At 28.4% G+C, this 15,325-nt stretch carries 11 protein-coding genes, 1 other RNA gene and 2 pseudogenes; all 14 read right to left on the bottom strand.

What is annotated here, in order from left to right; translation table 11 throughout:
* Positions 1-380, bottom strand: a pseudogene (locus BN1173_RS04690) (hypothetical protein); the annotation flags it as partial.
* Positions 370-993, bottom strand: a complete 624-nt coding sequence (gene pgsA / locus BN1173_RS03695) for a CDP-diacylglycerol--glycerol-3-phosphate 3-phosphatidyltransferase (protein WP_040236702.1) — start codon at positions 991-993, stop codon at positions 370-372. The gene pgsA and the pseudogene BN1173_RS04690, both read right to left, overlap by 11 nt.
* Position 994: 1 nt before the next feature.
* Positions 995-2,746: a threonine--tRNA ligase gene (thrS, locus tag BN1173_RS03690; RefSeq protein WP_040236700.1), complete on the bottom strand. Its 1,752-nt coding sequence runs from the start codon at positions 2,744-2,746 to the stop codon at positions 995-997.
* 157 nt (positions 2,747-2,903) lie between these two features.
* Positions 2,904-4,223 (bottom strand): rod shape-determining protein RodA, encoded by a 1,320-nt coding sequence (gene rodA / locus BN1173_RS03685; protein ID WP_040236698.1) that lies wholly within the window; start codon positions 4,221-4,223, stop codon positions 2,904-2,906.
* A 3-nt stretch (positions 4,224-4,226) separates the two neighbouring features.
* Positions 4,227-6,026: a penicillin-binding protein 2 gene (gene mrdA, locus BN1173_RS03680; protein ID WP_014696534.1), complete on the bottom strand. Its 1,800-nt coding sequence runs from the start codon at positions 6,024-6,026 to the stop codon at positions 4,227-4,229.
* Between the two features lie 5 nt (positions 6,027-6,031).
* Complete coding sequence (locus BN1173_RS03675) at positions 6,032-6,514, bottom strand: hypothetical protein (protein WP_012538455.1); 483 nt, start codon at positions 6,512-6,514, stop codon at positions 6,032-6,034.
* The gene (mreC, locus tag BN1173_RS03670) at positions 6,511-7,356 is read right to left on the bottom strand and encodes a rod shape-determining protein MreC (protein WP_014696533.1); all 846 of its coding nucleotides are present in this window, start codon (positions 7,354-7,356) and stop codon (positions 6,511-6,513) included. The genes BN1173_RS03675 and mreC overlap by 4 nt, the downstream gene beginning before the upstream one ends.
* 2 nt (positions 7,357-7,358) lie before the next feature.
* A complete protein-coding gene (locus BN1173_RS03665) occupies positions 7,359-8,411 on the bottom strand; it encodes a rod shape-determining protein (protein ID WP_040236697.1) in 1,053 nt (350 codons plus the stop codon).
* 12 nt (positions 8,412-8,423) lie between these two features.
* Complete coding sequence (locus BN1173_RS03660; RefSeq protein WP_012538452.1) at positions 8,424-9,389, bottom strand: tetratricopeptide repeat protein; 966 nt, start codon at positions 9,387-9,389, stop codon at positions 8,424-8,426.
* Positions 9,390-9,407: 18 nt separating this feature from the next.
* Positions 9,408-9,755: RNase P RNA component class A (rnpB, locus tag BN1173_RS03655), an RNA gene on the bottom strand.
* A gap of 28 nt (positions 9,756-9,783) precedes the next feature.
* Positions 9,784-10,542, bottom strand: a complete 759-nt coding sequence (locus BN1173_RS03650; protein ID WP_040236695.1) for a zinc ribbon domain-containing protein — start codon at positions 10,540-10,542, stop codon at positions 9,784-9,786.
* A gap of 14 nt (positions 10,543-10,556) precedes the next feature.
* Positions 10,557-12,449, bottom strand: coding sequence for an RNA polymerase sigma factor RpoD (gene rpoD, locus BN1173_RS03645; RefSeq protein ID WP_040236693.1), 1,893 nt, complete (start codon positions 12,447-12,449; stop codon positions 10,557-10,559).
* Positions 12,442-14,220 (bottom strand): annotated as a pseudogene (gene dnaG, locus BN1173_RS03640) (DNA primase). Before dnaG ends, rpoD begins: the two are co-directional and overlap by 8 nt.
* Before the next feature lie 7 nt (positions 14,221-14,227).
* Positions 14,228-15,268 carry an endolytic transglycosylase MltG gene (gene mltG / locus BN1173_RS03635; protein WP_025400909.1) on the bottom strand — a complete coding sequence of 347 codons (1,041 nt, stop codon included), beginning with the start codon at positions 15,266-15,268 and terminating at the stop codon, positions 14,228-14,230.
* Between the last annotated feature and the right edge of the window lie 57 nt (positions 15,269-15,325).

The raw sequence follows: 15,325 nt of genomic DNA, 5'->3' as shown, positions 1-15,325 counted from the left end.
TTAAAGAACTATCACCAATTATTGATTCCCTCTAGTTCATTAAGAGTAAAATTAATATTTACATTCTCTGATGTAACATAAATTACAGCATAAAGAACATCCTTTTGCAATGTAAGTTTAACATCATTTTTTCTTATCTTATCTGTTATATTTTTTTTATTAAAAACGTCATATACCATATATACAAAATCTGTCCCCAAAGCGACATCAAAAGTCAAAATATAATCAGAAGACTTGTCAACTTTTAAATAAATGCTTCCTTTTCCATTCTTGCTTGAAATGCTTAAAGGCTTAACTTCGGTCAACATTTGCTTTACATCAGCATAAGAATAAAAATTACTAAAAAAATAAATAAATATTAATAATAAATTACTTCTCATACTTGCCAAGATCCAAAAATATCATGACATAATCAATTAATGATATGACAGTTACAAAAGCAGAAATAACATATATTATTGCAACAATAAAAGAAAAACTAAAAGTTAAATTTAAAATTGAACTAATAAAACCATCAACAAAAGTAATAATTTTTAACTTATCAAAAGTATAAAGCAAAAGACTAGCAAATACAGCAATAGCATAAAATAACGATTTTATCTTACCTGAAATTCTAGCTTGCTGGATTATATTAAATTGAATAATTAAATTTCTAATAACACCAACAGAGAGTTCACGATATACAAATATCACAAAAAAATAATACGGAGTAATACCTTTATAAAAGAAAAAAACAAAATATGTTAAATGTTGCAACACATCTGCATAGGGATCTAAAATTTTACCTACATTACTAATTAAACCATATTTTCTAGCAATATATCCATCAATAATATCTGTAATTTCATTAAAAATAATTAAAAACCAAATTAAACTTAAAATTAAATAAGAATTCCACCAATATTCAATACATAATATAGATAAAATAACAAAAGATAATATAATTCTAAGGAGCGTTATTTTATTTGGAGTAATTATTTTTTTACTATGCAAGCTATAAGATCTCCTTATTACTTATCTTTAAATTCACAAATTCAAGAGCTTCTTTAAGCTCAAGTCCATTAATTTGCTCATTTGTTCTAGTTCTAATTGAAATTTTTCCTTCTACCACTTCTCTCTCTCCAATAATAAACATATATGGAACTTTTTTTGACTGATATTGTCTAATTTTTGCATTCATCCTCATATTACAATAATTATCAAATTTTATTCTAATTCCTTCATTTTGAAATCTAGACAATACTTCCAATGCATATTCTTCTACAACGCTATTTACAGGAATAATTACAACTTGAATAGGAGCCAACCATACAGGAAATGCTCCACCATAATGCTCCACTAAGATTCCAAAAAATCTTTCAATAGAACCAAGAAGCGCTCTATGAATCATAAAGGGTCTCTTTTCTTTGCCGTCTTCTGCAGTATAAGTCATCTTAAATCTTGCAGGAAGATTAAAATCAAATTGAATTGTACTCATTTGCCATGCTCTTCCAAGAGAATCAATTATCTTAAGATCAATTTTGGGGCCATAAAAAGCTCCTCCGCCTTCATCAATATCAAAGTTGATATTAAAATCAATCAAGGCCTTCTCTAAAACTTTAACAGCCATTTGCCAATCATCATCATCCCCCACAGCTTTCTCAGGTTTTGTCGAAAGATATGCCTTTAAATTAGTAAATCCAAATTTATTCCACATATCAATCGCAAAACGTAAAACCTCTCTAACTTCAAAATCTACTTGCTCATAAGTACATATAATGTGTGCATCATCTTGCGTAAAACCTCTAACACGCATAGTACCATGAATCGCACCTATTTTTTCATAACGATAAACAGTACCAAGTTCAGCCCATCTAAATGGCAAATCTCTATAAGAATGCTTATCAGTATTATAAATTGCAATATGAAATGGACAATTCATAGGCTTAACATAATAATCACTTCTATCCATCTCAATTTTTTCAAACATGCTCTCTTTATAAAAATTTAAATGACCAGAAGTTTCCCAAATCCAAGATTTACCAATATGAGGAGTAAAAAGTATATCATAACCATTCTTAAAATGCTCTTCTCGCCAAAAATTCTCTATTAAAGCCCTTATTCTAGCACCATGTGGATGGAAAAAAATAAGACCAGGCCCTATCTCCTCATGAACAGAAAACAAATTAAGTTCACGACCAAGCTTTCTATGATCTCTCTTTTTTATCTCTTCTTGTAATTTCAGATATGCTTTTAAGTCCTTTTCATTATTCCATAAAGTTCCATAAATACGACTTAACATTTTATTTTTTACATCGCCACGCCAATAAGCACCAGCTATACTAGTTAATTTAAATGCTTTTGGATCAAGCTTATTCATATTATCAACATGAGGACCTCTACAAAGATCCGTAAAATTATGACTCTTATATATTGTAATCTCATCTGTAACATCAAAATTTTGAATTAAATCTATCTTATAAGGTTCATCTTTAAAAAGCACTAACGCCTGCTCTCTCGTTATAACCTCTCTTATAAAAGGACTACCCGTCTTTAAAATTTCTCTCATTTTATGTTCTATTAATAAAAGATCATCTTCTGAAATGTGCTTTTCAAAATCAAAATCATAATAAAAACCATCTTTAATTGGAGGACCTATAGCAATCTTAGTATTTGGAAATAATTCAAGAACAGCTTCTGCCATAACATGTGCAATCGAATGTCTCTTTTTATAAAGAATACTATCCTTATCTAATTTTTCACCCATAACAACACCTTATAAACTTTAAAATTTGCAGCATGAAAACATTATAATAAATTCACAACTTAAAAAATCATAGATAAACAACAAATCTTCTCAATACAATATACAAAAAAATTTATCAAAAAAACAGATAAAATAATAAGAAAAGAATATAAATTTATCAGTCCATAGTTACTATAGATTCAATATTAAAGTAAAGAGCCATAGCCAAAAAGAAAGTAATAGTCGATGAACCACCATAAGATAGAAAAGGCAAAGGTATACCTGTAATTGGTAAGAGACCTAAAGACATACCAATATTAAAAGCAGTATGAAAAAATAAAAGACACAATACACCAGCAAGAATTAAAGACATATATCTATCTTTGCTTTTATCCATTATTATTAAAATCCTAAAAAAAATAAGAAAAAATAATATTAAAACAATACTTACCCCTAAAAAACCAAATTCTTCAGCAAGAATTGAAAAAATAAAATCAGTACTTTGAGACGGAACATAATTTGCATGAGTATAAGGACCTTTTAAAAATCCCTTACCAAAAATACCTCCAGAACCAATGGCAATCTTTACTTGATTTAAATTCCAACCAGCACCTTTAAGATCAATATTTGGATCTAAGAAAACTAAAAACCTCTTAATTTGATAAGGTTTCATAAATTTTGACAGAAATTTAGAACAAAAAGCTGCTATTAACAAAATTGAACTCGCAAATGATATATAAAAATAAATAAGCCTAATATTCAAGTTATATTTTGAAATAAAAAAACCTATAACAGAGGATAAAAATATCAAGGCCAATACCAAAAAAGCTACTTTAAAATAAAAATTATTAGAAAAGATTAAATATAATGTATTACCCATATCCGCTTTATATTCATACCAAACAGGCAATACTACAAAAATAAATGATAAAAATCCTGTTAAAGTAAAATATAAAATATAGTGTATATCTACACCAGCAAAGAAAGAAATAAAGATAAACATATTCAAATAAACTATGGCTGTACCAAAATCAGGCTGCAAGAATACAAATAGAATAACAGGTAAAATTATAATAAATGCAAAAACAAAAGCAAAGAAATTATGATATTCATTTTTACTACTATAAAATTTGGCAAGAGTTAAAATAACAATAATTTTCCCAAATTCTGAGGGTTGTCCACCTAATTTCCAAATCCCAATCCAAGATTTAGCTCCATTAACAGTAATACCAAAAACAGCAGTAAAAATCAAAGAAATAACTAATAAAGAATATAAAGGATAAACCATACCATATATGATCTTAAGATCATACCTTCCTACTACAAAAATTACAAAAAACCCACCAATAACCCATATAATCTGTTTAATATACTCTATTTTCATTAAAGAACCATTAGAAGTATAATCACTGGAATATATAAGCAAAATCCCAATAAAAGATATCATTACTAAACTAAATAATGTCAAACTATCATAACTTTTTCTAAAAACAGCCATATTTTACCTAATATACCATGGTTTATATTCTCTAAGAATATCTTCATAACTCTGTTTAGCAAAAATTCCTTGCATCATTAAATCTACAGATTTAGCAGGCCACATACCTGCATTACTTCTTCCCTCAACAAAACTAAAAATAACAATTTGTTTACTCGATACTTCATTATAAGGAGCAAGACCAACAAAAGAACTATTTTCAACCCCAATAACACCCGTTTGTCCTGTACCTGTCTTACCTACAACTTCAACAGCTTTTGTTAAAACTGAATTTTTAGCAGTACCATAAGTTACAACATTTCTCATATATTTTTTCAAAAGTCTAAAAGTACGTTTACTAATAATATTTGTTTTTCTAAGAACTTCAGGAACATTTTCAAGAATGACTTCATTAGTATTACCATTTAAAATTTTACTAACAATTCTTGGTTTATAAATAACACCTTCATTGGCAATCATAGCTACCATATTTACAATCTGAATAGGAGTAGCATTTAAAAAGCCTTGACCTATTGAAAAATTAACAGTATCACCTCCTACCCAAGGTTGACTGAAAGTTTTCTCTTTCCATTCTGGACTTGGAAGAAGTCCAGAAACTTCATTTGGTAAATCAATCTCTGTTTTTTCCCCAAAACCATATTCTTTTGCATATTTAACTATTCTCTCAACACCAAGATATTTAAGTCCCACCATATAAAAATAAACATTACATGAATGAGCAACAGCATGCTCTAAATCAACATAACCATGCCCAACACGATTCCAACAATGAAACATTCTATTTCCCACCCTAAAATAGCCCTGACAATGAAGTTTTTTATTTTTATCCAAAACTTGTTCTTCTAACAAAGCCGTAGCCATAACCAGTTTAAAAATAGATGCGGGTGGATAAACCGACTGGATTGCTCTATTTAAAAACGAATAATCCTCTCTAGAATGTTTATTATAAACATCATTCATTGAATAATAAGGATAATTATGCAACGCCATAACACCTCCTGTTGAGGGCTTTAATACCACTACAGTTCCATATCTCTTACCTAAAGTATTCTTAGCAAGCATCTGAACATCTTTATTAATATTTAAAACAATATTATGACCAGGTATCATATGCTCGATAATAGAACCACTATCTATCTTTCTTTCTCTAGAATCTACTCTATATTTAATTAAACCTTCTTTTCCTCTAATATAACTATCATAAATTTGCTCAACTCCTAATTTTCCTATTGTAGAATTGTTATCATATCCTTTAACATTATAAAAAGCACGTAATTCCCTTTGATTAATCCTACCAACATATCCAATAGGATGAGAATAAGAATCATCTACCAAATAATTCCTTTTAAATGAATATGTCCACAAAAGAGCAGGATAATAACTTCTCTTCTCAGCAATCCTAAATAACATTTCTGGATTAAGTTCAATTATTTCCACATCCTTTAAATACCCTCTAGTAGCCTCAATTTTAGAAAGAATAGGTTCCCTATCAATACCTAAAATATCTGATAAAAAATTTAACATTTCATCTCTATCTTTAACAGACATACTATAATATTGTTCCAAGCTAATCTTTAAAACAAAAACTGTAAGATTATTTGCAAGAACATTAAAATTTGAATCTAAGATCTCCCCTCTTGAAGCACTAACCTTTTCAACTCTAGATAAAAGAACTGTTGCTTCCCTATCATAAAACAAATGTTTTCCAATCTGCATCTTAAATAAAGTAAAAAGGTAAGAAAAAAAAACGAAAGATAGAAGAAACATTCCAAACTTATATCTAATGCCCGAAACAAGTTTCATTTTAATTAATATTCCTCCCTAATAGTATAAAAACTCCTTGTGAAATAATTTAAAATTGGATATAAAAAATTTAAAAATACTATATTGATAATAAGATTTAGATCAAATATTGAATAATTAAAACCTTTAAGATCAACAAAATCTGCAAAAATCATTGCTACAAACCAAATAATAAATTTTGAAAAAATAAAAAACATTGTTACACTAAACATACTTTTTGGAACAACTATCTTGATTTTATAGAGCAGATAAAATACTAAAACATAACAAAATACAAAAAAACCAAGTGGCAATCCATTAAAATATTCCATAATAAAACCATGTAAAATACTTGAAATCAAACCTACATTAAAAGCAAAATTTAAAGAATTAAAAATTAAAATAATTAAAAATATATCTACTGAAAAAGAAAAACCTATATCACAATAATATTGAAAAATTTGTCCCAAAAGCACGCTAATAATATAATACAATATAAAAGATATCAATTTTTCATCCTCTCATCACCCTTAATCAAAAACACATATTCTAATTTATCTAAAATTATTATGGGTTCAATTTTAATACTCAAAAGCGAATTATATTCAAGAACATCAAAATGAGTAATTTTACCTATATAAATGCCACCAGGATAATCACTAAAACCAGCCGTAACAACAGAATCCCCAACTTTCAAAAAATTTTCAGCCAATTTATTAACATAATTCATTTCAAGAACCTCACCATATCCCTTACCTTCAACAAGACCTATAAATTTACTATTTTGAATTCTCGCAGAAACAAAATTTTCATAACTGGTTAAAGGTAAGATTCTTGAAGTATTTGCATAAACTTTGACAACTTTGCCAACAAGACCACTAAATCCATCTTGATAAGCAACGGCTATCATATTTTTTTGAACACCATCATTATAACCTTTATTAATTGCCATTAGAGATGAAATATTTGCATAATTTAGATAAATTATCTCGGCTGAAATAAAATCATTAGAATGTTCAGAATAAAATTCAAGTTGTTCTTTAAGTCTAGAATTTTCTTGTCTTAATACTTGAACATTCTGAATAACTATCTCAAGTTGTTGTATGCGCTTCTTATAAGCTTCTATAGTCTCACCATAATCTTTATATTCATTTATTGCTTTAAAAATACTAGAGACAAAATTAAAAAATTCATACATATTCCTTTGAATATATGAATTTAAAGTAAAAATAAAAAAATCATCTCTTTTCTTCACCCTAGAACCATTTGTGTCATAAAACATAAGAACAGTAGCAAATATTAATACAGTTATTACTTTAATAAAATCCTTGAATTTAACAAGAAACTTCATATTTATTCTTTAATTACTCTATATATATTTTTACTTACAATATCTATTCTATTAGCATAATCATAAAATAGACCAGCTCCAACAGCTACAGATAAAAGAGGATTATCCGCAACGTAAACTGGAACTCCTGTTTCCTTTGATAAAAGCCTACTAAGTCCTTTAAGAAGAGCCCCACCTCCTGTTAATATAATGCCACGCTCAACAATATCAGTTGCAAGCTCCGGAGGAGTTGCCCCAAGAGTTCTCTTAACCTCATCAACAACGGTACTAATGGGTTCTTGCAAAGACTCTCTTACTTCCATAGAATCAATAATTTGCTTTCTAGGAAGACCCGTAACAGCATCTGTTCCTTTAATATCTATTGTCTCTATTTTCAAATTATGAGTATCTGGATAAACATTACCTATTTTAATTTTTAATTTTTCAGCTGTTTGTTGTCCAATAATAATATTATGAGCATTCCTCATATATTTAATAATACTCTCATCAAATTCATCACCACCTGTTCTAATAGCTCTACTTACAACCATACCACCAAGAGAAATAACTGATATTTCGGTAGTTCCTCCTCCAATATCGCACACCATATGACCTGTTGGCTCAAAAATAGGAATATCAGATCCAATAGCAGCTGCAAGAGATTCTTCAATCACTTTAACCTCACGAGCACCAGCATTCATTGCACTCTCTTTTACAGCTCTTCTCTCAACTTCAGTAATACAAGTTGGAACTCCTATTACCATTCTTGGTTTAAAAAATAATTTTTTTCGAGAAAAAATCTGACCTATAAAATACCGAATCATTTTTTCTGTATTCTCAATATCAGCAATAACACCATCACGAAGTGGTCTTACTGCCTTAATATTCTCTGGTGTTTTCCAAAGCATCTTCTTTGCATTACGACCAACAGCTACCACCCTATTATTCTTATTAACATCAATAGCAACTACCGAAGGTTCACTCATAACTACACCATAATCCTTAATGTAAACCAAAGTATTGCATGTACCAAGATCAATACCAATATCTATCAAAAAAGATTTAAAAAAATTCAAATCAATCTCCCTCTAAAAATCCTCCGGGCTAATTTTAAGCCTTTCCCTTGCTTCTTCTAAATAAGGATTAATGCTTAATGCTTCTCGCCAATATTTTCTAGCCTTAGGATAATCTTTATCTCTTTTTCTATATATGTCTCCTATTTTAACATAAACATTAGGATTTAAACTATTAATTTTCAAGACTTTATCATAGCAATTAAAGGCATCCTCATAAGCACTTCTCTCAAAATAAATATTTCCATAAAGTAAATATACCTTTTGCACTAAATTATCATCTCGCTTATCTCCTTTTAATGATTCATGCTCTTCTTCTAAAAATTTATTTATATATTCAATACTCTTATCAATATCTCCTGCCTTATAATTAACATATGCCAAACTCCAAAGAATAAGATCAGATTTATTTTCTCTATAAGCCTTTTCAAAAAATTTTAAACTAGAATTATAATCTCTTAAGAGTTGATAAGAATACCCCAAATACTCAAAAATATCTTTTTTTACATTTACAAAATCAAAACTACTTGCATATAAAGCCTTATTTAAATATTTAACAGAAAGATCACTATAATACTCACCCTTATGAGAATAAGCTTTTCCCAAAATATAATAAAGTGAACTCATAGGAACATCATCATTAATAGACATTAAAAACCTCAATCTTTCTATTGCATTATCCAAAAATTGATTTTTTAAATAACTATCATTTAACATTAAAGAATAATAAAAATATGAAAATCCAAGAAGTAAATTTAGATTAAAATCAAATTTATTTTCTTTAATACCATTCTCAGCATAATCTATTATTTCTTTGTACTCCTTATTCTCCCACAAAACAAGCAAATTTACCTCGGTAGGACCTGCTTTTAAATAAGAATTAGAAAAAGCTTTTAAATAAGATAAAATAAAAAAAAGAAAGAATACAAGTGATAAACTTATAACAAAATAAAAAATAAATTTCAAATAATTGATTCCCATAAAGATTCTCTAAAAAATTTAAGTTGATATCCATAAGCCGAGTTCTGTATTATGTCATCATCTATCTTGTTTTTCCATCACTGAAAAAATCATGCAATCTACCCACAAGCATACCCTCAAGAGCTAAGGAAGCTTGTTTACTTGATTTTGCTCCTAATGAGGTTTGTCTTGACCTTATTTATCACTAAATAAGCGGTGAGCTCTTACCTCACCTTTTCACCCTTACCCTAAGGCGGTAATTTTCTGTGACACTATCTTAAGTCTTTCAACTCCTAGGCATTACCTAGCATTATGCTCTTATTGGAGCTCGGACTTTCCTCTCAAGATACTGAAATACAGTATGTTAAGCGATGACTGGATATCAACTTCAAATACACACATAAATTTTAAAATATTATTCTATAAGATCTGCTAAACCACCAGGAATCATCCCCAACCCAACTTCAAATTTATCCTGATAATAAAGTATTCTACTACAATAAGGACAAAACTTAATATCATCTGGTTCACGCCTCACCTTATTTGCAAATTCCACAGGAAGTATCATATGACAACCCTTACAAACACTGTCAATTAAAGGTACAACTCCATTAGATTTATTGCGAATAATTCTTTGAAATTTAAATAAAAAATCCTCATCCATACGAGAAGAATATTTTTCTTCTTCACTTTTTATAGAATCAAGTTTTTTGACAATTTCTAAAAGTTCATTTTCAAGATCATTACTCTCAACAGCATAAATATTTTGCTCAATCTCAAGTTTACTCTTAACATCGGCTATTTCCCTGTCTACTTTAGTCTTAAGTCCAGTAATATGTGTCATCTTCTTTCTAATAGCAACTTCATCATCAATAATGGTTTGCAATTCTTTTTCAAGAGCCTCATACTCCCTTTGAGTCTTGATACTATCAATTTTCTCTTCAGCCTTGCTCTTTCTTACATTAATATCTTGAATATCTAATTTTAAAGATGCATCTTCTTTTTGATATTCCCTAAATCGTAATTGCAATTCGGCAAAAGTCTCAACAAGTCCATCAATTTGAACTTTTTTAGTTTGCAAATATTTAGGAATATTCCTTTGGCGTTCTTCAAGTTCAAATTTAGACTTATATATACCTTCAAGATTTCTCAATATATCAATATTACTCTCCACGAAGACCTCCTTATTCAATTTAAATCTTCCAAATAATCTTTAAGTTTCTGGGTTTTTTTTGGATTCTTAAGTCTCCTCAAGGCTTTAGACTCAATTTGTCTAATTCTCTCTCTTGTAACATTAAAATGTAATCCTACTTCTTCAAGAGTTAAAGAATATCCATCCTCAAGACCAAATCTCATCTTAACAACTTCTTGTTCTCTCTCTGGCAAAGTTCCAAGAACTGCCCTTATTTGATCCTGTAATACAACAAAAGATGTATGCTTTGCTGGATTTTTAATCGCCTTATCTTCAATAAAATCACTAAGCACAGAATCCTCTTCTTCTCCAATTGGTGTTTCAAGTGAAACAGGTTCTCTTGAAACATTCTTTACGGTTTTTACTTTTTTGAGATCCCAACCAAGCCTAATTGATAACTCTTCATCTGTTGGATCTTTACCTAAAACCTGAACTAAATATCTTGTTTCCCTATTAAGTCTATTTATCTGTTCAATCATATGTACAGGTACACGAATGGTACGTGCCTGATCTGATATTGATCTTGTTATTGCCTGACGAATCCACCATGTAGCATAAGTAGAAAACTTAAATCCCCTTTTATACTCAAATTTTTCAACCGCTTTAATTAGACCAATATTACCCTCTTGAACAAGATCAAAGAAATGTAAACCTCTATTAGCATATTTTTTAGCAATACTTACAACAAGTCTCAAATTAGCTTTAATTAATTGATCCTTTGCATGTTGCATCATTTGTTTACCCTTAAGGATCTCTTCTGACATACTTATTATCTTATCCATTGGATATTCATAATACATCTCAATCCTCTCAAGTTCTTTTTGAGCAAGTTGAGCTTCTGTAATTTGTTCCTTAATTAAATCTTCCCTAATATTTAAAGATTTTTCTATTCTCTCTCTCTTCTCAGGAATAGCCAAATCCCTGCCAAGAATTCTAAGATTTCGCACCTTATCTATTTTCAATCTATCCAGTATAGATTTTTGTTGCCTCTTTAAATCTTTTATCTTACTAGCAGAATCAATATAATCATCTGAAAATAAACGTAATTCCTCCTGATATAAAGGAATCGACTTAAGAAGCTCTTTTATCTGTAATCTCTCATTAGTAATACTCTCTTCAAAAATATCCTCACCAAGTTCATATAATCTATGCTTTCTCTCAACATACTTGACTAAACGATCCTGGAATGGCTTTAATAAAGATTTATAAAATGAAGTAATTCTTTTTTTTTTGTTATAATAATCAAAATTATTATCTTTTTCCCTTTCTCTATCTTTTTTAAAAAATTCCTCTTTGTCAACTCTTGAATAAATAGCATTAACCAAATTATAATAATTCTCTATAACTAATCCCTCGTTCTTAAGAATATTTTCAATTATACTCTCCCCAGAATCCATTTGTTTTGCAAGTTCTACTTCTTGATTTCCAGTTAATAAAAACTCTTTTCCTATTTCTTTTAAATAAAGTCTTATTGGATCCTCAGAATTACTATCTTTTAATAAACCACTCTTAATGTATCCTGAATTATAATCTTCTTTGTCTAAAACTTCATCATCAAAATCATCCAATTTATCATCAAGCTCATCATCAACCTGAATAGCATCATCTAACATCATACATTGACTATCAAGCTTACTTGCCTCATGAAGTTCATCAACATCACAAATATCTGACCCTATTTTTTCATTAATCAAACCTATCCCCTCATTTTCAAGAATTCCATAAATACAATCAATATTATCAGGCTCTAACATATCTCCTGATAAAAAAGTTGATAGGTCCTCAAAAGTAATTTCCTTTTTATCTCCCAAATAATTTAAAATAGTCTTTATTAATTTTGAATTTTTTTTCTTAAAAGCCTGCAAGTCTTTATTATCTACACTATTCATTTAAATATATCCTCAGATTTTCTCTTTGCATATTTAAAAACATCAATTCTCTTATCTGGGCTTTAGCATCTATCGAAACATAATTTTTGATCATCTCTTTAAATGCCAAAATTCTATTTTCTACTTTTCTCTTTTTAATTGCAAATAAAATTTGCTTAACCATCTCATCATCCACTTCAAACTCTACTCGTAACATATTTTCAAAAAAAATTTCACTAATACTACCATATTTACTTTTTAATAATTCTTTTAAATTAAACAATGAAAAACTCTTATTATTATCAAACAAATTTTCAAAACATACAAAAATTTTTTTTACATCAATATCATACAAGTCACTATCATTAATATTACGCCTTATTATAGTAAAATAATTAAAGTCTTTCAATAAGGCAACCAATAAATATCTCTCATAGGTATTTACCTCATAAGAACATGCATTCTTCTTATAGCTAGCAATTGCTTTCTTTTCTCTCATACTATAATAATCTTTTCTTAAAGTTTCCAATTTAACACCCAATTTACTCTCAAGTTTTGACAATAGAAGATCTCTTTGTGTATTAGTACTTGATAGACCTATCAAATTTATAAATAAATTAACCATACTGTTTAAATCTGTAGTTTTATTTAAATCATATTTTAGAGAATATTTTTCTAAAAGATATTCAAAAGCATCACAGCTATCATTAACCATATTACTTAAAACAGAAACACCCTTATTCTTTAAAACATCCGCGGGATCAACTCCATATTTCATCCTAATTACACTTACATCAATATTAAAAGGCAAACAAATTTGATATGCTTTCAAAGTAGCTACAAGTCCAGCCATGTCATCATCAAAACATATTAGTATTTTATCGGCATATCTCTTAATTAAAGCAAGATGTTGTGTTGAAAAAGAAGTACCAAGTGTAGAAACGGCTATCTTGATACCCGCTGTAAAAAATGCAAGAACATCGATATATCCTTCCGTTAAAATGATAGATCTAGTTTCCTTAATCATAGAAAGGCCTTCATAAAACCCATAAAGTAACTCTCTTTTTTTAAAAACTCTTGTTTCACTTAAATTAATATATTTAGAGCCATTATTTTTACCTAAAATTCTACCTCCAAATCCTACCACATTTCCTTTAAAGTCTTTAATTGGAAAGATTAATCTTCCAGACAAAATTGAAAACTTTTCCCTTCGACTAGCAAACAAACCACTCTTACTTAAAATACTACTAGAATATCCTTTTGAGACTAAAAAATCATAAAAACTTGACTTACCTACAACATCACATAATAAATAACCAATATTAAACAAATCAACAATCTCTCTTGATATTCTCCTCTCTTGCAAAATATTATTTATGAAATAAGTTTATTATTATTTAAAAAAAATTGAATAACTTTAATATATCTTAGCATTTAAATTATATATCTCTGAAATTAATGCCTTATCATGAATTTTACGTTTAATTCCCATACTTCTTGTAGCACTATCATATTCAATTCCTATTTTAGTGCACAAAGAATCAACAGCATCATTATAATCAAGTTTTTCAATATCCATTAAAAATTTAACAACATCTCCCCCTTTTTTGCATCCAAAACAATAAAAAAGTCCTTGAGAAGGGGTTATAGTAAAAGAAGGTGTTCTCTCAGCATGAAAAGGACAAAGACCTTTATAAAAAGCTCCTGATTTAACCAACGAAACATGTTCACTTATTATATTAACAATATCTACTCTTTGTTTAATTAAATCTATGATTTTAGCATATTCCATATTGTATTTAATCCTTAGTAATAAAACTACGAATATAACTATTTGCAGCTAAAAGGTGATCACTATAAACCGAAGAAAACTTATGTGTCCCGACTTTAGGATCTTTTATAACAAAAAACAAATAATTTGTATTATCCGGGAAAAAGGCTGCTGTTAAAGATACAATTCCAGCATTAGCAATTGGTCCTGGAGGATAACCTTTATTAATATAAGTATTATATTGAGAATTAATCTCTAAATCTGAAAAATAAATTCTTGTGGGATGAGGCTTATTTAACTCCTCAGTAATAATATACTCAATTGTAGCACAAGATTGCAATGCCATATTAGATTTTATTCTATTATAAAAAACAGATGCCATTATTGGTGCTTCATTTTTAACTCTATATTCACGTTCAACAATAGATGCAATAATAACTTTATCATAAAGATCCTTACTAGAATACGATTTATAATCTATACCAATAGAATAAAGTTTGTTAAAAAAGTTACTAACAAAAACTCTAATTATTTCTTTCATATCCATACCTTTATAAAATTTATAAGTATCTGGAAATAAAAATCCCTCAACAGAATCATACTCAAGTCCAAGTTCATTAACAAAGTTAACATCATTGATTAAATCAATAAAACTTTGTACATTGCTAATAATGCCTGATTCATTCAATTTTAAAGCTATTCTTCTACCAGTATACCCTTCAGGTATAGTAATATTAATAGGAAGTATAGGTCTTCCTTTTAAAAACTCTTTATAAACATCAAAAGTTGAACAATAACCATTAATCAAATACTTGCCTTCTCTAAAGTTTTTATCACTACCAAAAAAATAAGAAATTGCTATCAATAATTTAGCAGATCTAATTAAATCCTTTCTCTTAAGCTCCCAAGCAATTTTTTTAACCCCCCATCCCTTTTGAATTTCAAATTCATATACCAAATCAGATTTAAGAGGAGAAGAATTTAAAAAATATAAGAAAGATAAAAAAAGGAATAATAAAAGCAAAAACACAAAAAGGGAAATAAAAATCTTTTTTATTACCATAAGAATACAAAATCTCTTTTAAAAGAAGAAAATCACGTCTACATACCTTCAACTAAATAATAA

Source organism: Borrelia crocidurae, from assembly GCF_000825665.2.
Taxonomy (GTDB): Bacteria; Spirochaetota; Spirochaetia; order Borreliales; family Borreliaceae; genus Borrelia; species Borrelia duttonii.
The sequence above is the reverse complement of the archived record's forward strand: the minus strand, read 5'-3'. Positions and strand labels throughout refer to the sequence as shown.

Bases quoted from the DNA above. Each gene is read 5' to 3' on its own strand.
- thrS (WP_040236700.1), bottom strand. From the start codon at position 2,746: ATGGGTGAAAAATTAGATAAGGATAGTATTCTTTATAAAAAGAGACAT.
- rodA (WP_040236698.1), bottom strand. From the start codon at position 4,223: ATGGCTGTTTTTAGAAAAAGTTATGATAGTTTGACATTATTTAGTTTA.
- mrdA (WP_014696534.1), bottom strand. From the start codon at position 6,026: ATGAAACTTGTTTCGGGCATTAGATATAAGTTTGGAATGTTTCTTCTA.
- mreC (WP_014696533.1), bottom strand. From the start codon at position 7,356: ATGAAGTTTCTTGTTAAATTCAAGGATTTTATTAAAGTAATAACTGTA.
- BN1173_RS03660 (WP_012538452.1), bottom strand. From the start codon at position 9,389: ATGGGAATCAATTATTTGAAATTTATTTTTTATTTTGTTATAAGTTTA.
- rpoD (WP_040236693.1), bottom strand. From the start codon at position 12,449: ATGAATAGTGTAGATAATAAAGACTTGCAGGCTTTTAAGAAAAAAAAT.